18 protein-coding genes and 1 pseudogene are annotated in these 21,080 nt (G+C 46.8%); 6 read left to right on the forward strand and 13 right to left on the reverse strand.

Annotated features, from left to right (window positions below; genetic code table 11):
• Window positions 1-14: 14 nt before the first annotated feature.
• Both FW758_RS01020 and FW758_RS01025 read right to left on the reverse strand, forming a co-directional pair.
• Window positions 15-887, reverse strand: coding sequence for an ROK family protein (locus FW758_RS01020; RefSeq protein WP_446444390.1), 873 nt, complete (start codon window positions 885-887; stop codon window positions 15-17).
• Window positions 884-2,176, reverse strand: coding sequence for an MFS transporter (locus tag FW758_RS01025; RefSeq protein WP_446444391.1), 1,293 nt, complete (start codon window positions 2,174-2,176; stop codon window positions 884-886). Before FW758_RS01025 ends, FW758_RS01020 begins: the two co-directional genes overlap by 4 nt.
• Window positions 2,177-2,716: 540 nt before the next feature.
• On the opposite strand from FW758_RS01025, the gene FW758_RS01030 reads away from it, so the two are divergent.
• The gene (locus FW758_RS01030) at window positions 2,717-3,691 is read left to right on the forward strand and encodes an AraC family transcriptional regulator (protein ID WP_446444392.1); all 975 of its coding nucleotides are present in this window, start codon (window positions 2,717-2,719) and stop codon (window positions 3,689-3,691) included.
• Window positions 3,692-3,701: 10 nt separating this feature from the next.
• On the opposite strand, the gene FW758_RS01035 is transcribed toward FW758_RS01030, so the two are convergent.
• Together FW758_RS01035 and FW758_RS01040 are read right to left on the reverse strand one after the other, a co-directional pair.
• Window positions 3,702-5,207, reverse strand: a complete 1,506-nt coding sequence (locus FW758_RS01035) for a tryptophan halogenase family protein (RefSeq protein WP_446444393.1) — start codon at window positions 5,205-5,207, stop codon at window positions 3,702-3,704.
• 67 nt (window positions 5,208-5,274) lie between these two features.
• Window positions 5,275-7,911, reverse strand: a complete 2,637-nt coding sequence (locus FW758_RS01040) for a TonB-dependent receptor (RefSeq protein WP_446444394.1) — start codon at window positions 7,909-7,911, stop codon at window positions 5,275-5,277.
• Window positions 7,912-8,308: 397 nt separating this feature from the next.
• Here FW758_RS01040 and FW758_RS01045 point away from each other — a divergent pair, with 397 nt between their 5' ends.
• From FW758_RS01045 to FW758_RS01055, 3 genes are all read left to right on the forward strand, one after another.
• The gene (locus FW758_RS01045; RefSeq protein ID WP_446444395.1) at window positions 8,309-9,436 is read left to right on the forward strand and encodes a polysaccharide deacetylase family protein; all 1,128 of its coding nucleotides are present in this window, start codon (window positions 8,309-8,311) and stop codon (window positions 9,434-9,436) included.
• A 214-nt stretch (window positions 9,437-9,650) separates the two neighbouring features.
• Window positions 9,651-10,436, forward strand: coding sequence for a hypothetical protein (locus FW758_RS01050; protein WP_446444396.1), 786 nt, complete (start codon window positions 9,651-9,653; stop codon window positions 10,434-10,436).
• A 154-nt stretch (window positions 10,437-10,590) separates the two neighbouring features.
• The gene (locus tag FW758_RS01055; protein WP_006080939.1) at window positions 10,591-11,013 is read left to right on the forward strand and encodes a DUF3224 domain-containing protein; all 423 of its coding nucleotides are present in this window, start codon (window positions 10,591-10,593) and stop codon (window positions 11,011-11,013) included.
• A gap of 378 nt (window positions 11,014-11,391) precedes the next feature.
• Here the strand turns inward: FW758_RS01055 and FW758_RS01060 are convergent, their stop codons facing one another.
• Entirely contained in the window at window positions 11,392-11,946 is a 555-nt protein-coding gene (locus FW758_RS01060) for a BON domain-containing protein (RefSeq protein WP_012588155.1), read from the reverse strand.
• Between the two features lie 327 nt (window positions 11,947-12,273).
• A complete protein-coding gene (locus tag FW758_RS01065) occupies window positions 12,274-12,729 on the reverse strand; it encodes a glutamyl-tRNA reductase (protein WP_446444397.1) in 456 nt (151 codons plus the stop codon).
• Between the two features lie 249 nt (window positions 12,730-12,978).
• On the opposite strand from FW758_RS01065, the gene FW758_RS01070 reads away from it, so the two are divergent.
• Window positions 12,979-14,349, forward strand: coding sequence for a sigma-54 interaction domain-containing protein (locus tag FW758_RS01070; RefSeq protein WP_446444398.1), 1,371 nt, complete (start codon window positions 12,979-12,981; stop codon window positions 14,347-14,349).
• A 189-nt stretch (window positions 14,350-14,538) separates the two neighbouring features.
• A complete protein-coding gene (locus FW758_RS01075; protein ID WP_446444399.1) occupies window positions 14,539-15,243 on the forward strand; it encodes a DUF4937 domain-containing protein in 705 nt (234 codons plus the stop codon).
• On the opposite strand, the gene FW758_RS01080 is transcribed toward FW758_RS01075, so the two are convergent.
• From FW758_RS01080 to pfaD, 7 genes and pseudogenes are all read right to left on the reverse strand, one after another.
• Window positions 15,197-16,888, reverse strand: a complete 1,692-nt coding sequence (locus FW758_RS01080) for a diacylglycerol kinase family protein (RefSeq protein ID WP_446444400.1) — start codon at window positions 16,886-16,888, stop codon at window positions 15,197-15,199. The two genes, FW758_RS01075 and FW758_RS01080, sit on opposite strands and share 47 nt — an antisense overlap.
• A gap of 174 nt (window positions 16,889-17,062) precedes the next feature.
• Window positions 17,063-17,257 (reverse strand): hypothetical protein, encoded by a 195-nt coding sequence (locus FW758_RS01085; protein WP_006080946.1) that lies wholly within the window; start codon window positions 17,255-17,257, stop codon window positions 17,063-17,065.
• A 23-nt stretch (window positions 17,258-17,280) separates the two neighbouring features.
• Complete coding sequence (locus FW758_RS01090) at window positions 17,281-17,457, reverse strand: DUF1328 domain-containing protein (protein WP_011846326.1); 177 nt, start codon at window positions 17,455-17,457, stop codon at window positions 17,281-17,283.
• A gap of 377 nt (window positions 17,458-17,834) precedes the next feature.
• On the reverse strand, window positions 17,835-18,266 hold the full coding sequence (locus tag FW758_RS01095) for a helix-turn-helix transcriptional regulator (protein ID WP_220592450.1): 432 nt from the start codon (window positions 18,264-18,266) through the stop codon (window positions 17,835-17,837).
• A 164-nt stretch (window positions 18,267-18,430) separates the two neighbouring features.
• The gene (locus FW758_RS01100; protein ID WP_446444401.1) at window positions 18,431-18,604 is read right to left on the reverse strand and encodes a DUF6572 domain-containing protein; all 174 of its coding nucleotides are present in this window, start codon (window positions 18,602-18,604) and stop codon (window positions 18,431-18,433) included.
• A gap of 74 nt (window positions 18,605-18,678) precedes the next feature.
• Window positions 18,679-18,738, reverse strand: a pseudogene (locus FW758_RS01105) (DUF6572 domain-containing protein); the annotation flags it as partial.
• A 597-nt stretch (window positions 18,739-19,335) separates the two neighbouring features.
• Window positions 19,336-20,982 carry an eicosapentaenoate synthase subunit PfaD gene (gene pfaD, locus FW758_RS01110; RefSeq protein ID WP_446444402.1) on the reverse strand — a complete coding sequence of 549 codons (1,647 nt, stop codon included), beginning with the start codon at window positions 20,980-20,982 and terminating at the stop codon, window positions 19,336-19,338.
• Window positions 20,983-21,080 lie beyond the last annotated feature (98 nt).

A 21,080-nucleotide genomic window follows, 5' to 3' on the forward strand; every position in this document is an offset into this window, starting at 1 on the left:
CGGCGCTGCGTCGATCAATTGCTGGAGCATTGTGATGTTAGTTGAAACCGCTTGATTTTCTGTTGTTGTAAAAACCACTGCGCGGCACCTATGAGGGCTGCATTGTGATGTTGGCTGGCTGAAATCGTCAAGTCTGTCAGTTGCGGGCCATAGACTAAACTTTGCAATTTCTGTTTAAGCGCTTCAATAAAAAAGGGAAAGCTTTGGCTGACTGAGCCGCCAAGGATGATATCTTTGGGATCGTATACCAGTAAGGTTTGGGCGATCATGTGCGCCAAGTGTTCGCCAAAATGGGCGAAGGCTTGTAGCGCTTGGCTGTCACCTTCACAGGCTTTTTGGTACAAATGCTCGCCACTCATGTGATGATGAGTGGTGAAGTATTGCCCCGAGCAGTAGTGCTCAATAATGCCATCGCGATAACTCAAACTGCCGATTTCTCCTGCGGCGCAATGTTTACCCGAATACAACTGACCATTAAAAATCACCCCAGCGCCTACGCCTGTGCCTAAGGTAATCCCTAGCATGTCTTGATTGCTGTTGAGCACAGCTTCGCCAAGGGCAAAGAGGTTAGCGTCGTTATTCACAACAACATCCATTTCAAAGGTATTTTGCAGTTGCTGGGCTAACCGCGTTGCCGTTAGTGCTGGGATGTTGAGCACTTCGAGTAAAGTGCCGCTGTGCATATCCACCATGCCGGGTATCCCGATGGAAATACCACAGGTTTCAGGCGTGAGGTGGCTGTGGATACAGGTCACGAGGAAATCTAATAATTGTTCAAAATTGCCATCTGCGGGAACGGGATACCGCCAAGTGTCGAGTAAGGTTTTACCTTCCACCTGTGCCAACATCAGTTTAGTTCCCCCAAGATCTAAACATAGGACGCTCATAATAGCTTGTTGCCTCTCGTGTTGTTTGTTGCCATAGGAACGGCATCCTTTGATGCCGCTTTCGCTGAGAAGAGGGTAGTGTTTTTAATCAAGGGACGAGCCGTTAGGGCCACATAACCTATGTAAGCCATAGGGATTAACAGCACTAGCATCCCGAGCCGTAACTCGCCGGACAGCTCACTGATAATACCGATGAGCGGCGAGATAAACGCGCCGCCGATAATGCCAGTGCAGAGAATGCCGGCGAATGATCCGTGATCTTGAGTGCGCGAATTAAGCGCCAGCGAGAAGATCACCGACCACATGATAGAAATGAAAAAGCCGACCAATGGTAAACAAATTAATGTTAGTTGGCTCGGTCCCCAAATCGCCACCAGAAAACAAACCAGTGAACTAAGGGAAAAACTGAGCAGCAAGATCTGACTGTCGATAAGTTTAAGTAGCAGCAAACCGAGTAGGCAGCCGAGCGTCATGTAAAACCAAAAATCGCTAACCACATTGGCGCCGACACTTAAGGTATCAAGACCATGATATTGCAGCAAAAAGACTGAGATACTGTTAGCAAGCCCTTGCTCAAGCGCAACGTAGGCGGCGATAGCGAAGAAGAATTTCAAAACGGTTTTATCTTTGAAAAGGCGTAAATGGGTCTCCAGGGCACCCGCCGACTCATCTGCCAGTTTATTCACTTTGGGCATCTTCACTAGGCTGGCAAAGAGCACCATGGCGAGTGCGACCACGGCAAATAACCAGTACATGGCGAGCCAACTCATGTTCTCGGGCAATAGCTGTTGCACATAGTTGGCTGATGTAACACTGGCTTGATCTAAGGCGACAAAATGCTGGTACACCAGCGGCGCTAAGGTCGCTGCGCCGCCAAAGGCAAGTTGGGCCAGTACGGAGAAAAAGGCAAAATGCTCTGGCCCCGCGGCTTGGCGCAGTAAGGGATTCACTGCTACCTGCAATAAGCTCATGCCAGTGCCGATACAAAACAGGCTAAACATGGCGATGCTAAAGGAAGGGAGACACACAAAAGTCACAGCGCCGATAAACGCTAGGCTAAAGGCTAAGATGATCACTCGCTTTTCACCGTACTTGTCCACCAAAATCCCCGCAGGAATCGATGTCACCCCGTAGGCGATAAAAAACGCAAAGGGAAATAACCCCGCCAACGTCAGGCCGATAGCATAACTGTCAATTAACGCAGGGAAAATCGGCCCCATACTGTTGGTCATCAAGGAAATAACAAAGAAAGTACAGAGGACAAACAGAATGATGAGTTTGTGTTTCATGTGCTTAGCCAATTGAATTAAGTGAAATTCATTGTGGACTGACGTTCGCTATGGCGGTGATACGAATGGTGCCTCTGTCGATACTTTTCTCACATATGCAAATCCTGTTCGTGCTGATTTAGCTGATTTACATCAGGTGCAGTTAATACGGGCTGTAGATACTTGTAAATACTGGCGATAGATAATGGTGATAGATACGAGTTGCAGTTAGCTGCTGCGGATAGGCATAGGTAAAACCGTGTTTTAGTATCTGCTGATAAAGTGTTTGCTTGTAAAATAGTTACCTTTAATTAACATTGGATATAATAGTATTAGAGTAACGGAGTTGAGTATCACTGTAGGGCTGACTTGCTATAGACAATAGTGCGCGAGGCACAGCGATTTCGCCGAGCTGATAGGTTAAGGCTGGCATTTAAAAATAAGGTCTAAGTGATTGAATAATTTAACAGGATGGCATAACGACTAGCTTGAGTGAATGGCGTTGATCTGTAAGGGCTGATTGAAGCTAAGGTAAAGGAATGAGTAACTGGAGTTTAATGGATGAAACCTCTGTGTGAAAAAGTGATCCCCGATGAAAACAGTTCTTGGCGTTACTTTCGTTATGAATGGGAGCACATGGATCTCAACTGGCATTATCACCCCGAGTATGAAATCTGCTTAACCCTCAACAGTTATGGAATGCGTTATGTGGGCGATCATATTGCCCGCTATGGCGATTATGATTTAGTGATCATCGGCCCAGACATGCCCCACGGCTGGCAATCCGAGGCTAACCTTGATGTTTTAACTGAGGAGGTTTCAAAGGATGATTGTTTGAAAGGCGGCACTTCAACTGCGGTCGGTTTGAAAGAGCCCGTTTTGATGGGCTCCGCTTCGAAAAGTCGAGTGAAGGAAGTCGTGTATGTGGCACAAATTCCCGCAGCCTGGCTACACCAAATTGTGAATGAGCAGCGCGAGTTAGCGTCCTTGCATTCACTGTTGACCCATGCCAAACGGGGGGTGTTGTTTAGTGAGGAAACGGCACGCAAAGCCCATAGCGTGTTTATCGCGATGGAGACGGCCAATCCCTTTAAACGCTATATATTGTTATTGGAATTATTAGCGTTATTACAACAGGATAGTCAGCAAGTACTCTTATCGAGCACCTTGTTCACCCACGGCAGTAAACTCGACTTTACCGTGAAAAAGCTCGATAAAGTGATCGAGCATATTTATGACAATTACACTCAGGCCTTGTCGGCACAGGATTTGGCAAAGTTGGCGCACATGAGCACCAACCATTTCCATCGCTTCTTTAAAAAACGCACCGAGAAAACCTTAACTGAGTTTATCAATCAACTCAGGATCGCTAAGGCGTGCAAGTTATTACTCTCGAACCAGAGCCCGATTTCAACCATCAGCGATCAGTGTGGTTTCAATAATTTATCTAATTTCAATCGACGCTTTATTCAATTTAAAGGCGTCACGCCGAGTCGCTTTCGTCAGCGGTTTAGCAGTAAACAAAGAGCGATTTAACCCCTTACTATCACGAATACTTAGGCTGAAAATACTGCTCCACTAAGGTTTGGCAGTAGCTTATCGCTTGCGCCGTGATCTCCGCTGAAATCGGCTCAAATGGGCGCTTGAGTTTGGCGTCGCGGTAATCCATTCCCGCTAACAGTGCATACCAAGAGGGGCGAAAGTAGGCGAGCTGCTGGTCGTATTGGTAAAGCAGCAGATCAAAGTCATCCCCTTGATACCAAGCTTGCAACAGTTGCGTCAGCCTTTGGGAAATGGCGACTTTTCTCGCTGCGACCCAATAGGCTTCGCTGCGCTGGCTGGTGACATAATGGGCCTGAATATAATCCTTTATGCCGAGCACTAACTGCATCACCGCCTGATTCAGTGTTTGTCTACTTAAGGTTTCTGCCTGCTTATTTAACTGATAACGCTCGAATAACGACATAAATCTTTCAAGGGTGAATTGGGTCATCATGATCGACGTGGCTTCGAGCGGTTCGATAAAACTTTGCGCAAGCCCAATCGCCAACACATTGTTGTGCCAAGCCTTGTCACTGACGCCAACCCGCAGCTTGAGAAACCGCACTTGGGTCGATTCAGGCAGATTAACACTGTGCAACAATTCCTTGACTGCGGCATTGGCACTGAGGTAGCGACTGCTATACACATAGCCATTGCCAAGCCTGTGGGTGAGGGGGATTTGCCATAGCCAGCCCGCACTGAGCGCTGTGGCGCGGGTATGGTACTTTGCCTGCTGCGTTTGAGTGGAGTCCATTAATGCAGGAACAGGAACAGTGACGGCGCTGTCGTTGAGTAACTCATCGGCGAAGGATTGAAAGGGCACGCCTAGGGCTTTATGAATTAACTTAGCGCTAAAACCGCTGGCATCGATGAAAAAGTCGGCGCTCAGTCGTTCGCCATTTGCCAGGATCAGCGTCTCAATCTGCTGGTGTTGGGAGGTTGAAACCTCGACCACATCAGCAATGATCTGCCGTACGCCGCGTTGGCAGGCATAATCTTTTAAGTAGTTGGCCAGCTCAGTGGCATCGAAGTGATAGCCGTATTCGTTGGTGCAGGGCAGTGTTTTATTCGGCCTTGGGCTGAGATTGTGTTTGGCCAGTACGCCGCTAGAGAAAAACGCATCAGGTTTAACGGCATTGCCATGCCCTCGGCGTCTTGCATTGGCGTTGATAAAAAAGACTTCGGCGGGTTTTACATCCATTTGAAAATAGAAGGGGTGGAAATATTGCTGGCCGTCACCATTCCAATTGATAAAGTCGATGCCGGTTTTATAGCTGGCGTGGCATTGCTCCATCCAATCTTTTTCGCTGATGCCTAAGTTGTCCATAAAGCGTTTTAGGTGTGGCGTCGAGCCTTCGCCAACGCCGATAGTGCCTATATTGTCCGATTCCACTAAACAGAGTTCAATGGCGGCAAATACGGGGTTATTCGCGAGGGCGGCCGCGGCCATCCAACCTGCGGTTCCGCCACCTAAGATAATGATTTTTCTGATTGCTTGCTTCGCTTTCATGGCTTATCCCCGCTGCATTATCAACGCAAAAAGCCGACCCTAAGGTCGGCTATGGTGTGACTCAAGTTTAAAATTTGTAGCTGGCACCGACGAAATAACGCGAACCAAATTCGATGGTGTTTTGCGTTAATCCGTATTTAACATCATAGGATTGCACCACTTCATTGGTTAAGTTAACCCCTTCGAGTGAAACATCTAAGTTCTCCATCGCATGCCAAATAATCGAGGCATCGACTTGTTGATAGCTGTCGTTTAACACGTTTTGAATGTTACCCACGCCTAAGTATTCTGAACGCCAGTTATAGGCGATACGGGCGCTGAACAGATCATCTTCGTAGAAGAGTGAGCCGTTGAAGGAGTTTTCTGACACGCCTTCAATCATTTGTTCAGTGCCATCGGGGCGAGTGCTTTTACTGTCAACATAGGTGTAGTTGGTCAAGAAGCCAAAACCGCTTTCAAAGTTATGCTGCAGCTGGATTTCAAGCCCAGTCACTGAGCCGCTGCCGCCGTTGGCTGGGGCTGTGACACGGCATTTATCCCACTCGGATTCTGACGCGCCGCAACCTTCGATATATTGCGTCGACTCAGTGACAAACACTACGTTATCAATATCTTTGTAGAACAAAGCCGCCGACAACATAGAAGATTCAGTGAAGTACCATTCGATGCCAAGGTCGGCTTGATTTGCCTTATAGGGTTTCAAATTTGGATTACCGCCGGTCGCAGTACCAAAGTTTTTAGCTATGGCTAAGCCAGGTTTGAGGTCGCTGTAGTTGTTACGCGCCATCACGGAAGAGGCCGAAGCACGTAGGATTAAATCTTCTTGCAGATCAAAGGCGACGTTGATACTCGGTAGCCAATTATCGTAATTGACGGATTCATTGTAGGGCTTGCCATCGGCAAAACCGGTTGAGGTTTGGTCTGTGTTAACGTAACGCAAACCAAAGTTACCACGGTAGAATTCGCCGCTGAAATCCGCTTGGGCGTACAAGGCCAACATATCCTCTTCGACAGTGAAGGTGTTACCGAGATCGGCGACTTCCACTAACTCGCCATTGGCGTATTTCTCGCTGATAAAGGCCCACCATTTGTCTTCATCTAACTTGGCATAGGAGTCGAGCACATTGCCGCCACTCTGGGAATGTAGCCCGGACAATACGCCATCACTCCAGTTAGCGAGGTTGCCATTAGGCACGAAACCTAAGATTTCTGCGGGGTTACGGTTGAAGGCATTACGCTCGAAATCACTGGTGTTGTACTTAATCCCGACCGCAATTTTGTTAATAAAATCATGGTCGAGTTGATATTCGAAATCGGTCTGTGCGTAGGTCACTTTATGATCTTGCACTGTGGTTTCGTAGTTCGCCTCTTGAGCGTGCTTGAACTGGCTAGCATCGTTAGCATCTAAACTCGTCAGCACCACTTGGTAGGGACCGGTGGCATCGTAACTAAAGCCACCATCGACGCTGCCTTGACCGTTAGGGAAGGCGGGGTCGCCAATTTTACCGCCTTGATCCGTCGCTGGGATCCACCAAGAAGATGAGCCGCCTTGGGTGCCGCCATCTGAGGTCGACTGGCCAATGACGCCGCTAATCGTAAAACTGTCCCCGACGTATTTTCCGGTTAAGTTGAGTACGTCAGATTTCATATTGACCGCGTGGCGCACCACAGGGTTATAAATAATCGACGCATACGCCGGCAGAATCGTTGCCGATGCCGTGCCGCCTTGGGCATTGTTCACTACGTTGGTGGAGCCTGAACCGCGCGCGCCAACGGTTAAGAAGTTGTGGTTTACGTGGGGGATATCGAGTTCAAAATTAAAGTAATCTAAGGTGAACTCGGTATTGTCAGTTGGTGCAAATTGCAGTGTGACTTGGGCGCTGGTCCGTTCACGTTCGGCTCTAAAGGCCTGCGAGCCAATGCCCCAAGCACCAACGGTAGATTCTTGATTTTGCGCAGGATCGGCGGCGAAGTATTCATAATAACCACTGAGAGATTCCAGTACTTGGCGGCCGCTGGTAATTTTTTCTACTGAATAGGCGCCTAAAATACCGAACTTTTCGTCGTCATTTTTCCAGCTCCCAAGGAAAGAGCCACTCGGGTCTGTTTCATCGTACAGGCTGCTTTGGCTCAGCTCGCCAGCGACTTGATAGGTGTGGGCATCGAGATCTAAGGGCTTGCGGGTTTTGAGATCAACAGTACCGCCCAGCGCACCTTCTTCAAGTCTCGCGGTCGGGGTTTTGTGCACTTCAACCGCACTAACTTGCTCGGCCGACAATAATTCCATATTGAAGGTACGAGTGGCGGGGCCAAGATCATACCAAGAGGTGCTAGCAACGGTTTGACCGTTCAGCAAAATACGGCTCTGCTCTGGCGCAGTACCGCGAATAGTGACGCCGCTTACTTCGCCGTATTGCCTATCGACTGTGACTCCTGAAATTCGCTGCAGTGCATCACCGATGTTTTTATCGGGAAACTTACCTATGTCTTCCGAGGTGATGGCATCGACCGTGGAGTCGGCGAAGCGTTTGGTATTCATCGAGGCTTCAATCGAGCGACGTATGCCGCGGACTTGGATCACCTCCATATTTTCTGCCGTTGCCTCTTGTTGCTCCGCCGCGACTGCGGTTGAGCTCATCCCGAATAAGACGTTAGCGATACACAATGCGAGCAAAGAGCTCTTAAATAGTTGACCTTCTGACATGTTATAGCGTCCCTGTAGTGCTTTAGTGTTGTTTTTTCTCCAGTTAACTTACCTGTTATCGAATTGTTGATGCGGTACTTTTCACACTAGGATTGGTATTTTTCTATTGTGTTTAACGCGAGGGCGGCGGTGATTTCAACTTGAATGCTGATGGACGATTTAACGATTTAACGATTTAACGATTTAACGATTTAACGATTTAACGATTTAACGATTTAACGACTTAGCGTAGAAAAGTATGGCTTGTTGCTAGGATGGTATAACTAACGCTGGCTAGATTACTCACTATAGATAAGCCGAGCGAATGAGTGCGAGACTGTGTGCGAATTGAGATGCATGGGCGTTAACTCATTGCTTTTTAATCATTAGCCTCAAACATTATCTATAGGATGAGATCATGAAACTGAAATCGATAGCCGCCGCAGTTGGACTCTGTTTAGCGAGCGTAAGTCTTGCCCACGCCAGCGATAAAACCATTTACCTCACCTTTGATGATGGTCCAATTGACGCGACTTTAGGGGTATTGGATGCGCTAAAGGATGCCAATATCAAGGCGACCTTCTTTATCAATGCATTTCATATGTATGGCGAAGGGGATGAAAACGAGGCGTTAGCGGCGTTCGCCCTACAACGCTTGCTAGACGATGGTCATATTCTGGCAAACCACAGTTACGATCATATGCTGCATAACTGCACTGATGGCGTGCAATCTGGGGCGGCATATTGTAATCAAGTTGGACTCTGGCCCGTAAAATCCTATCAAGATGCGGCCACCGATTTCACCTATTTTGTGACGAACACGGCCAAAGTGGTTGAGCTTATTCCTAATGCCGCCAGTTATCCCAATAACAAGATGACTAAGTTGGCACGTTTGCCTTACACCAATGGTTGGCGAGTGACCAGTAAACTCAAAGGCGACGGCTTGTGTGCGACATCCGATACTGTGCCGCCTTGGGATCCTGCTTTTGCTTGTACCGCAGAAACCTCGACCAACAGTTCGCAAGTTGCGGTGCAAATTCAAAACATGCTCGCCGAGAGTGATTATAAAATATTTGGTTGGGACTTTGATTGGGGGCCAGAGGATTGGGGCGTGGCTTTTCCTGCTGAATCTATGGCCGATGGGGTTGAGCTGGTGGATAAAATCAATCAAGTGATCAACACCTGTGCGGGCACCACAATGAACCCTCTCAACAGTCGCACGCAAAACTTAGACTGCAGCGATGGTTTGCACGACGGTAAAGTGGTGATCTTGACCCACGACTTCCTGTTTGAGAATGCGCACCGTGGTCAAGGTGCGACCATCAATTTGCCTAAAATTAAACGCTTCGTGGAAGAGGCGCAGCGCCAAGGATACCGTTTCGACACGCTAGATAACTATGCCCCTGCTTGGCAGGATCAGCATGATTATCAGCAGCCTGATTTTGTCTCGTATCAAGATAAAATCTATTCCTTAGTGCAAGCCCATTTCTCCCAAAGTAATTGGCAACCGAGTCAAACTCCAGCCTTGTGGAAAAACGAGAAGTAGCTAAGTGTTGGGCTGAGTATTTACTCGGCCCATAATATTCACCGAGTAAAGGACATGTTGCTGAACTTAGCCTGACAAATTTCAAAATAGCGTCACTTTTTTACACTTTACCCACTCCGCTTTAACTCAGTATCTGTAATACTGCTCCGACATTGATTTGAAGTTGATCAGTGTTAGAAAAGCAGCGCACAAAGCGCGCGATTGGGGAGAGAAAATGAGTACGTTTGTAAAGTTAACCCTAGCGGGCACCTTAGTGATATTCGCCATACTTGCCGCGGGTATTTACCGTTTCAACATGACCAATGATGATATTTATATGGTGATGGAAGATGGCCAAGTTATGCAATACGATGAGGCCATGGCACAGGAAAAAGCGCAGGCACAGGCCAATGAGGTCGAAGTGGTGACACCACTTGAGGTTAAACCGGTGGCGAATGCATCGGAAGTGATGCTTAAACTCTTTAGCTTAAATACCGCTAACCCGTTTGAAATTACCCTGCCAGAGGGCGGTAAATCGGTTGCCTTGACCCATTTTATTAAGATCAAGCAAACGGAATTTGCGATGGGCGATTATCAAGATGGCGAGGTAAAAGGCCGAGCATTACTGGATTATTTACGCATTACCCCGTTAAATTTCGATCCCGCTCTAGAGCCTGATACCCAGAGTAACGCGCCCATTCAAGATGATCCTAAACTGCAGACTATGCCCTTTGTGGCGCCGTTTATTGTGACGACCCAAGGTTCGGGGGTATTTTGGTATCTTGGTTTGTTTAGCCTCGATTTTGAACACAATAATTTGAAGCATTTAGGCAGCGTCGTGCTAGGCGATCGCATTGAGGTGGACAGTATTGAACCTGTTTATTCCTTCGAAGCTCCATTCAAAATTGCCGTGACTTATCGCGATAGAGCGCCTGACCAACCTATGTCTGAAAGCCCTGAAATCGTCAAAACCACAGAAGTGGCAGTGAGCGAAACTGGCATCATTAACATAAATCAGTAGTGAGTAGTCGTGCGCAACGGGTCGTGAGTAAATGCATTATGGATCTGTGCAGGCTTGTGCTAAGTTATTTTTCGTTCCGTGTGTGATGCTTGCCGCAGCGGCAAGCATTCTCGGGTAGATAGACTTGGCATAACGTTTTGACAAGGAGAGTGTCATGCAAGTTAGCAAAATCACTGGGAAATTTGATGTTAAGCTCACCCCTGATAGCACCTATGCTACGGGTGTGGGCGGCGTAACGTTAGGTCGTATGGGTTTAGATAAAACCTTTTATGGCGAGCTTGAGGGCCGTAGCCAAGGGGAAATGCTCAGTGCAATGACGTCAGTCAAAGGCTCGGCTGGCTATGTAGCGATTGAGCAAGTGGTTGGCAAGGTGTGTGGTAAGCAGGGGAGTTTCGTGCTGCAACATTTTGGCATTATGACCGATGGACAAAACCGTTTGATCTTAGAAGTGGTTCCCCATTCCGGTGCGGGCGAGTTGCAGGGCTTAACGGGCACTATGGCCATCAGTATCGAAAATGGTCAGCATTTTTATGAGTTCCAGTTTGGCTTTGAAGCCAGCGCTGAGCCCGCATTTTAACGCGACTTCAGGCATGATTGTTTTAGGCATGATTGTTTCTGAAAATATAGTTTCAGGCACTATCGCTTAAGATGTTATCGCTTAAGGTACTATCGCTTCCAGCATTAGCCTGATGTCGTTCAATTTTCCTACCTTGATTTCGTTTTCTCAAACCTAGTCTTATCTACGTGGCCTAGAAAACCTTGCTTGATTGAGTGAAATAATGGACATAAAAAAACCAGCCTAGGCTGGTTTTTTGTTATTACTCTTTCTTATCAATCGAGTTCAAAAGTTGAGGCAAGATTAACGCCTGGTACTTAACTCTGACTGTTAAAGTGCTACTACTGTTAAAGCGCTACTTTTGAAAGCTAGTTTCAGAAAGTGCAGCTTTAGCTTGCGTTAAGAGGCTTTTTTAACGACTTTGATTTTATCGACAACTTTTTTCACATCGTCGGTATTCTCGGCAATTTTCAGCGCTAACTGACGTTCGGCATCGCTAGCAACTTCACCTTTTAAGGTGACGATACCATTAGCGACATCCACATTAATCTGAGTGCCGGAAACATCGGTTGAAAACAGTAAACGGGTTTTGACGACTGTGGCAACCTTAGAATCGGTCAAAGTAGCAACAACTTCACTGGTGCCTTCTTTCTCATTCATCACAATGAGTTGATTATCGACATCTTTTACGCCGTCTAAACTTTTGATCAGTTCAGTGGCAAGGGCTTTATCGACACTGCTTTCCACTTTACCCGTTAACGTCACGTTTCCCTCTTTGACATCCGTTATAATGTCAAAGGAATTGAGATTGGTATTGAGCAGTAAAGTAGTTTCAGCTTTACCATCGATCCACGCATCCTTAGCCCCGTCCTTCCAATCTTGAGCTGCTGCGACATTTAAACTGATTGAACCGACAAGTAAGGTCGCTAGTACTGATGCTGTTGTGGTTTTCATAATCATATCCTCCGTTGTTTTCTCGATGTTATATATTGCGTGAATCGTGCCAACATTGTTAAGTGGTTGATTTTAAGGTGTTTTATTGATATTTTTGATGTTTTAATGGAAGGGTTGTTTTGCTTAAGTCGGTCTTTTTTACCGACAAAATGTAATTTTTTCTGGCAAGCGAAGTCATCTTTAAAGCATAAAAAACCGCACGAATGTGTGCGGAATAGTGTGTGGAGTCGCGCGGTGCGTTAAAGCTGGATATTGCCAGGTAAAGAGGCTCATACCGATGCGCACTAATGCAAACTGATGTAAACAGGTGTAAACAGGTGTAAAGGATTAACCGGGATTGAGCGAACTCATACCATCGCAACTGATTTGCAGCCAAGCGGCGCCTTCTGCGAGCTGATTGGCAAGTTGTGGCTGATGTGCTTGCCTTACTGCTTGCTTCATCTGGGTTAACACTTGCTGCTCTATAACGACAAGTGCGGCCATCGCCTGCGATATATGGCACTGATGCAGCAACTTTGTCGCTTGAGTGTAAGTGACAGGTATCGTATGACTCAGGCCATGAAGCGGCTCGCTAGACAAAGGGCGCAGCTGCTCAAATCGCCTCAACATTCGCTGGTGGATATTCGCTTTAGTCGAAAAAATTCGCTTAAGGTTATAGTCTTCGACGTACGTCATCGCTTGGTTGTAAAATGTTAGCCCCTCTTGATTGAGCTTTATTATTTCATCAATCAAACTGATATCGGCGCGGATATCAGTCTGATGTTGCACAACATTAGACTTCATTATGGGCCTCCTAATGCCAGTGTTCGGCACAGTCCTGTTTAACGGTTTGCATTAACTAATTGCGTTTCGTTCAGCTACCATGCATATTTTGTTCTCATTTTTAATGGTATGTTAACAGACTGATTTTTAGACTGATATTCTCGGTTCATTACGCCATCCTCTTGGAATATCGGCAACTATTACCGCTGCTGTTGTTAAAATTTCACGACTGACATACAGTAGCCCTTTATACACAGGGAGTGGGATAGCATGGCTCGATTGACACTTTTTTATCACCTGCAGGATGTAAACGCCGAACAAGCCATCTTAGAACTCGCCGGCGCTGCCGACTTTAATAAGCTACGCAGTGTCGATGATTTACCTTGGATAGAACAGCTTGAGGTGAATCACGTCGATGTTGCCATCATTGAGCTGTCCAGCCTTAGCCGTGAGGATTATCTCGGGCTACTGGACAATGTAGCTCTGTCCAATATCGAGTTTATTTTTCTCTCCGACGGCCAGCCGAGCCCCAATCTTGATCAGTTAATGTCGCATTTTGCCGGTTATCATTTTCGCAAACCCTACGACATGACGTTAATCAGCGATATTTTCGCCGATTTTGCCCAGTATCTAGTGTCATCCCCAATTCGGCCTCGGCCTTTTTCCAGCGAGCTAGACCAATATGGTTTACTTGTCGGTTCCTCTGCTGCGATGCATAAGCTGTATCGCACGATTCGCCGCGTCTCTGCGACCGACAGTAATGTGCTGATCATTGGTGAGAGCGGGGCGGGGAAAGAGCTGGTCGCCAATACCATACATCTTGCCAGCCCTAGGCTGAACGAGCCTTTTATCGCGATTAACTGCGGCGCCTTAAGCCCTGAATTGGTCGATAGTGAGTTGTTTGGCCATGTAAAAGGCGCGTTCACTGGCGCTCATCGCGATCACAAAGGCGTATTTGAGCAGGCAGAAGGCGGAACCTTATTTCTCGATGAAGTCACCGAAATGCCAATTGAGCATCAAGTGAAGTTACTCAGAGTGCTTGAAAATAGTGAATATCGCCCCGTTGGCGGTGCCAAAGTGCAACTCGCCAATGTGCGGATTGTAGCGGCCACCAATCGTGATCCCATCGCGGCAATCGAGGCTGGGCAATTTCGCGAGGATTTATATTTCCGTTTGGCCCAGTTCCCTATCCGCGTTCCGCCATTAAGGGAACGTGGCGATGATATTCTTGGGTTGGCGCAGCATTTTCTTGCCTATCGTAACGTGGCAGAAAAGCAGAATAAAAGCCTCGCTGACGACAGTGCGCAGATGATCGCTGCGTACCCTTGGTCGGGTAATGTGCGTGAATTAAAGCATGCCATTGAGCGAGCCTATATTTTGGCAGACCAAGAGATTTTACCCAGCCATTTACAGTTGCCACAGGCAAGTGAAATGGGTGCTTCTGGCGATGACCAAGTCGTTATCCCGCAGGGCATGCGTTTAGATGACTTAGAAAAAATCGCCATTTATCAAGCGCTAGAAACCACTCAAGGTAATAAAACCGATACCGCCGAGCAGCTGGGGATCAGCGTGAAAACTCTCTACAACAAGCTCAGCAAGTACGAGCAGCAAGTCGAAGCGGGTGAATCGACGGTGGAATAGTTTTTTGCGTTCAAAAGCCGCAGATGTGAGTGAGTTTAACATCTCATTGAGCTTTATCCTGTGGCTTTAGCCATCTTAAGCATACCGTTGATGTGGTTGCTAGCAAGGAGGTTTAAGCCAAGTGGCATCGGCTCTTTGGAATTGGATTTCACTACGCTAGGCCACTGTTTGCAGCGTTAGGAGCGAGATTTGACGATAGTAAAGTTGATTACTTGTCAGGTTGGAAATGAACAAGAGCAAGATTTCTCTCAAAGCCAACAGATATGGAAAGCGTTGAGCAACTGCGTAGGTTTTAGAGGCCAGTTCGGTGGTTGGAGTCAACCCGAAAGGCAGGCGATTATTGTGGGCGTATGGCAATCACTCGAGGATGTTACGGCTTTCATGGGGTCAGTTCACGACGAGCTGTTCTCCAAAAGTGGTCAGCAAACAACTTATAAACAGTGTGATGTCCATTATTTTGAAAATATACTGAGTATCCCTTCGCTAACTCATCATCCTGCAGATCAAAATGACAATGTCATTCGGTTGGCTTATTGCCGAGGAGTGCAAGATGTCGAACGTTTTTTAAGTGACCAACGAACGATTTGGAACGCCCATCTTGGACAAGCAGACGGCATGCTTGGCGGTTGTGTCGCCCGCAGTCTAAAACAGAGTGACTACTTCATCGTTATGACGCGCTGGGCGTCGAACCCAGCTCATGAAAATTACGTAAAAACCGTTCTGCCAACCCTTAAAAAGCAAGTGTTACCTGAAAGCTATATTGAAAATATGTCGGGTTGTTTAGTGCAGGAAGAATGCTTATGGGAAGTCGTTCCTAGTAATGACTCAAGCGTGCCAGCAAGATGTATCACCCATCCTCTTCAGTTATTTCCTGATAAGGCACAAACACCTTAAGGGATGCGGGTTGGACTTCAATGGTGAGATCTGCGGGTTCAAAGATTTCGCCATCAATCACATATTTACACTTGGGCTGACTGCTAATGCTCACTTTTTTCGCATGGGCGTGGTGGACTTTGGTCGCGGTAGAAGGCGCACTAGGTTGTTTTGCATCTGTGTCTTTATTACCTTCTTTTACCCATCCAGCAATGGCTAATTCGGCCAGGCTAAGGAGCTGCTCCTTAGGTTCATCTCCCGAATCTAGCCAGGTAATATCGAGCAGGCCATCTGTCATGTTTGGCTCGCCATCGCCCTGCGCTAATACGCTGGTAAACGGGGCGGCATTGGCAACAATGAGGCTATGGGTGGTCAATGTTGTGGGCTCGGCATCATCTAAGCTGAGCTGTATGGTTAAAGTGATATCGGCATTGACGGCGCGCCATAAACCATCGAGGTAGGCAAACTGGCCGAGGGCATTTTTACGTTCACGGTTGGCAGATTCAATCATCTGCTGTTCAAAGCCAATCCCCACAAGTAACAAGACTAATTGTTCATTACAACGAGCTGTATCAATGGCTTGGTAATGCCCTTGGATAATATTGTCCAGCGCCTGAGAGACAGGAATGAGCTTACTGCCTAAACCAAATAGCGCGTGGCTGAGGGCGTTAGTCGTGCCTAACGGAATGATCCCTAAGGCGATATCAGTGTTCACTATTTCCGATGCCACCTCTGTCACTGTGCCATCGCCACCACAGGCAATAATGATATCTGCGCCGCTACTACGGGCTTTTTTGGCGAAGGTGTTTGCGGTGATCTTTTCGGTAGTGAGTTTTAACGTTAGGTCAAAATAGGCTTTTAGTTCATCTTGGATTTGCTCGCCATATTGTTGCCATTTGCCGCCGCCGGAGACAGGGTTAGCGATAATCCACGCCACTTTATGGATGTTGATTTTGCCTTGCTTGAGCATGTGTTCAAGGGCACGTAATTGCCATTTGTTTAAGCCGGCGGTTTTGCGGACTTGCTTAATTTGTTGTAATACTTCGGCGAAGTTACGCTGTTTATCTTTACAGACTAAATAGGCGGCGAGCACCAGTACTGAACGACCACGCCCCATAGCACAGTGGATCAGCACCTGTTTATTGGCGCGCACTTGGCGATGCAACCAGTTAACGGCTTGATTGAGCTGGGCGCTGGTCGGCACGCTATGGTCGAGGATGGGAATGTTTAAATACTCGATATGATCTTCAAACTGCGACCAATCTAAGCCATCAAATTCGGCGGTCACATCAAGAATTGCGGTGATCTTATTGGCTTTGATTTTCTGCAGATCCGCAGAAAATAATCGGCAGCCGAGATACAACTGCTCATCTATCTTTTGCATCGACGGCACAGAGTCGCGTTTTCTGGCCCAATGATTATACAGCCGACTGCCCAATAAAAACGGAATAAAGCCCCAGCGAATATACCAAGGGATAGTGCCATCTTGGCGCTTTCTAAAAATGCTGGCGAGATTAAACCAGTAGGCTGAACCGACTAAAAATAGCGACAGGCTTGTCCAAGCCCAAATAAAGGTGAGCAGGGGAGACGTGCCCGTTACTGCAAAATAGGCGAGTAACACGGCGCCCATAAAGTAGAAATATTTGATGTGGATTTTGCTTAGCATACGCGCCCTCCAATGCTGTTTTTTGATTTAACCGCTGCATGTTGAGCGGCTGACTGAATCGGTGAATCGCGTCGTTGAAATCAGGTTCTAACTCAAGTTTAAATCAGGTGCTAACTCAAAAGGGTGGCAGTAGATATGTCTATTGCCACCCTCAAGTTAGGTTAAAGTGTCAGATTAGCACTTAGTATCTTTAGCCTTAACGCCTTCTTTAACTTCTTCACAGGCATCTTCAATGGCATTACCTGCATCAGTCATCACTTCATCAATTTTTTCGCCGGCATCTTCGGCTTTGTTATCACTACAGGCGGTTAAACCTAAAGCGAGCAATAATGCCAGTGAGGCGCTTGTCATCAGAGTAAATGGTTTCATATACATCTCCTTTTCTAAAAAAATTAAAGTCGCGGTGACTTGCCTCTAAAGGCATTAACCAGCAGGGAAATCACTAATAACACAATAAAGATTAAGAAAATGATTTTCGCTATGCCCGCCGCTGCGCCAGCTATCCCAGTAAATCCTAATAGGCCTGCAATAACAGCAACAACCAGAAATACTAATGTCCAACCTAACATATGAACCTCCTGCCCTTGTCTTAATCCTTCGCATGACCGTTTGTGTCATTTGTAAGGTAACGGCTAATGGTTATTTCTAGATTGCGAACATAATGCCAACTTTGTTTGCTTTAGTTAAGATGTTGATTTTAAATAAAATTTAAAGAGTTGGTTTTAAGCGGATACGAATGTGCTAAGCGTGGAATAGGCAATTTTTACCTAAGCTTCGGTAAGAGTTGCAGTCAGAAAATAGAGGAGCACAGCAAAAAAAACCAATACCATTTGAGTATCGGCTTAGATGAAGATAGTTGATAACTAGGCTGAGAAAGAGACAATAATTTGCGGTAAGGTCAGCACTTGCGCATTAACTACCACCGCCAGCAACTGCTGAGAGCGTCCTATAAAGCAGCATTTGTATGATATCTTTTAGAAAGTACAGCAATGACGGCACAGCAAATACCATAGAACGCACCAAGACCTCCATAATATATTCCTGCTTCACCCGACGTAATATGCCCTGAGGCAAAAGATATAGATATTCCAATATAGGCGCTTAAAAGACCCAAGGTGGCACCCGCTAACCCAAACTTACGACCACGATGAATGGATGCCAAAGTGCCAGCTGCGGTGGTATTAATATCTAGATTGCTAACGTTAATATCAAAAGCTGCCGCTAACGCTCTTTTTGATTCTAAAGAGCTTGTGCCTTCGCTTTCTATTCTCTGAATAGTACGAATGCTCAGTCCTGAGATTGTGGCAAGTTGATCTTGTGACCAAGAACGTTCGTTTCGAAGCTTCTTAACTAAGTCTTTGTTTATCATCTGTTCCATTTTCTAGTTCCTAATAATGATTGCTAGAGGCTAATCATCATCCGAAACTCTTGATTTTAGTTATGACAACCTTACGTCAAAGTTACGACAGTGGCCCGCCAAGTTGTTTAACGCCGCCAACAGCGAGCAAATGTTAAGTTTGAAAGACGCAATGCTAGGCCTTGTTAAGTGTTCACCTCATAACCAAACCCCGCTTGATTAATGATATCTGTGCATTGTGATATGAACCACATTGCAGAAGCAGTAGGCTCATACTTGCATAGAATATTAATTTTAAATTCTTTACCCTTTGAATCTGGATTGGTTTCAAATATTTCACCAGACTCCAAGAAAGCCAAGTCGGTATTAATCTTTTCCTGTGTAGAAATAGATGCCCGTCATCCCATTCCAAATGATCTGAGAGGGTTAGCACCACGACACCTTCTTGATCTATTCCAATGGCGTCAACTGAACCTTGACCTTCTATGCTCATAGATATTTTACACTTATATAACGCGCATAATCTTACCTTCAATTACTTGGTGAGTAGACTAGCAAGCCAATGATTTATAAGAATATTTACACGATGGTGAATATCATTCTGGGTAGAAAGTATGCATCTGTATTACTACGTATTTTGTTTGGCGAATTGTTTATAAGATATTGAATATTAAGACTTGATTGAAAGTATTATTTGAAATAATGCACAAAACGATACTTTTGAATGACAAAAAACTTTATTCACAAATCATGTGGTGTATGTAGAGTTTTGGGGAAGGGATATGTCCTATCAAAGTTTGCCTCGCAGCCCATTCTTAAATTAGGCAGCATGTATTCGATTGATTGCAGGCGGGCATTGTCGCGGCAGTGGCCATCGGAAAAATGGACTTTTCCGTTGAGCCCCCAAGGATGGGTTTACGGCGTGCCACTGAAGCGACAGTGCTTAGCGGCATTGGCACAAACAGAGCCAATAACTCAAGGGATTAGATTGGCAATAAGGTAGGCGGTTTCGATTTAACGAGGTAGTGAAGAAGACTGCATCAAGCAGGGAGTTGAGTCCCTACTTGATGTATCTATTGTCCGGTAGAGGTTAAAAACGATTCAGCGGTTTCCAGCGTAGTAGTGTGACCGGAATGCTCGCGCCTTGGGATAACAGCAAGTTAATCCGGGATTGATACGCCGCGCCCACCATTAAATGTTTGGCTAAATCCACCGCATTACGGGCTTTATAGTCATCTAAATAACTGCCTTTCGCCCAAGCATTAAATGCACCTAGCGCTGGGCCTGCCCAGATTTGGTAATCCATTTCGCGGCCGACTTCACCTGTGTTTGACCAGCGGCTCGAAAGACCCAAATACCAGCGGAAAATCAGCGCCATCTTACGTTTGGGATTATCCAGTGCGCGCTCGATTTGCTTTGGATCGCGCTCGTTAAAGTGGGCGACTGTGCCAGCCCAAATGTCATCGAGTGATGAGCGGAACACTTGCTCTTCGAGCTTTTTACGCTCGTCCGCGGGGATGGCATCAATTGAATCGTAACGGGTGTAGATCTCATAAAGCTTATTGGCGCGCATCGGGAACAAAGTGCCGCGCTTAACCACTTGTAATTTAACGCCCATTTCGAACATATCAGCGGCAGGCGCCATAGTCACATCGGCCATTTCTGTGGTGGCGAGTAACTTACGGGTGTGTTCGCTCGCGCCCGCTTCGACGCAAGCTTGGTTGATTGAACCTGTGACGATAAAGGCCGCGCCCATGTTGAAGGTGGCTAATGCTGCATCGGGAGTGCCTACGCCGCCGCCTGCGCCCACACGGATGGGCGTTTTATATTGATACTTAGCTTGGATTTCATCTTTGAGCGCCAAAATCGTCGGCAATAGCGTGACCAAGGGACGATTGTCGGTATGGCCACCTGAGTCGGCTTCGGCCGTGATGTCATCCGCCATTGGCACGAGTTGCGCCATTGCCATTTGGTCTTGGCTGATAAGACCATCACTCACTAATTGCTGCAGGATTTTGGCAGGCGCCGGCTCCATAAACTTAGTTGCTACTTCGGTGCGGCTGATTTTTGCTATGACTTTGTTGCCAATGACAATGTCGCCATGTTCGTCGCGGCTCAAACCTGCGGCGCGGTAATAGACGATTTGCGGCGTTAAACCTAAAAATGCCGAGGCTTCGACCGTGCGCACTTTGTGTTTTAAAAACAGCTCAACGCTGCCGCGCTCTAATGCGGGCTCGCTTGGGCTGTGAATCAAGTTAAAGGCGTAGGGACCATTGGGCAGCGCCGCTTGAATGCGGGTAATGGCCGCTTCAACGCGGGATGGAATTAATCCCGCCGCACCAAATGAGCACAAAATGCCCGCTTGGCCAAGGGCGATAACCAGTTCTTCCGAGGCAATACCGTTAGCCATAGCGCCGGCGTAGTAAGCATATTTAACCCCGTGGACGCGGCGAAAATTACTGTCGCCTAAACTTTGGGTGCCAAGGGCAGGCGCAAAGGCGCTGACAGGGTGTGAGCCCAATGGCGCTTGGCTGTCACTGGTGGTCACTTCGGCCGTTTGCGCTATGCCTAAGCCTTTTTCGCTGTGATTGACTAAGTAACAAGCTTGGCTTAAGTCTTTGAGTTTTTTGCATAATGCGTCGATATCAAAGCTCAGTGCTGCATCGTTGACTTGCCACGGCCAAGGGCTGAGTTTTTCGTTATTGCTATTGAATTGATCTAGAGTATGGCTAGTCATCTTGGGTCTCGTTTTTATTGCTGCTGCGTTGCTATTACTTGAGTAAAAAGTTCGGGTGTAAAAAGCCAACGCAGCGGCAGGATTATTTTTAAGTGATT

This window comes from Shewanella sp. 1180_01 (assembly GCF_052850535.1).

Excerpts from the sequence above, each read along its gene's own strand:
- FW758_RS01020 (WP_446444390.1), bottom strand. The coding sequence starts at position 887 with ATGAGCGTCCTATGTTTAGATCTTGGGGGAACTAAACTGATGTTGGCA.
- FW758_RS01025 (WP_446444391.1), bottom strand. The coding sequence starts at position 2,176 with ATGAAACACAAACTCATCATTCTGTTTGTCCTCTGTACTTTCTTTGTT.
- FW758_RS01030 (WP_446444392.1), top strand. The coding sequence starts at position 2,717 with ATGAAACCTCTGTGTGAAAAAGTGATCCCCGATGAAAACAGTTCTTGG.
- FW758_RS01035 (WP_446444393.1), bottom strand. The coding sequence starts at position 5,207 with ATGAAAGCGAAGCAAGCAATCAGAAAAATCATTATCTTAGGTGGCGGA.
- FW758_RS01040 (WP_446444394.1), bottom strand. The coding sequence starts at position 7,911 with ATGTCAGAAGGTCAACTATTTAAGAGCTCTTTGCTCGCATTGTGTATC.
- FW758_RS01045 (WP_446444395.1), top strand. The coding sequence starts at position 8,309 with ATGAAACTGAAATCGATAGCCGCCGCAGTTGGACTCTGTTTAGCGAGC.
- FW758_RS01050 (WP_446444396.1), top strand. The coding sequence starts at position 9,651 with ATGAGTACGTTTGTAAAGTTAACCCTAGCGGGCACCTTAGTGATATTC.
- FW758_RS01055 (WP_006080939.1), top strand. The coding sequence starts at position 10,591 with ATGCAAGTTAGCAAAATCACTGGGAAATTTGATGTTAAGCTCACCCCT.
- FW758_RS01060 (WP_012588155.1), bottom strand. The coding sequence starts at position 11,946 with ATGAAAACCACAACAGCATCAGTACTAGCGACCTTACTTGTCGGTTCA.
- FW758_RS01065 (WP_446444397.1), bottom strand. The coding sequence starts at position 12,729 with ATGAAGTCTAATGTTGTGCAACATCAGACTGATATCCGCGCCGATATC.
- FW758_RS01070 (WP_446444398.1), top strand. The coding sequence starts at position 12,979 with ATGGCTCGATTGACACTTTTTTATCACCTGCAGGATGTAAACGCCGAA.
- FW758_RS01080 (WP_446444400.1), bottom strand. The coding sequence starts at position 16,888 with ATGCTAAGCAAAATCCACATCAAATATTTCTACTTTATGGGCGCCGTG.
- FW758_RS01085 (WP_006080946.1), bottom strand. The coding sequence starts at position 17,257 with ATGAAACCATTTACTCTGATGACAAGCGCCTCACTGGCATTATTGCTC.
- FW758_RS01090 (WP_011846326.1), bottom strand. The coding sequence starts at position 17,457 with ATGTTAGGTTGGACATTAGTATTTCTGGTTGTTGCTGTTATTGCAGGC.
- FW758_RS01095 (WP_220592450.1), bottom strand. The coding sequence starts at position 18,266 with ATGGAACAGATGATAAACAAAGACTTAGTTAAGAAGCTTCGAAACGAA.
- pfaD (WP_446444402.1), bottom strand. The coding sequence starts at position 20,982 with ATGACTAGCCATACTCTAGATCAATTCAATAGCAATAACGAAAAACTC.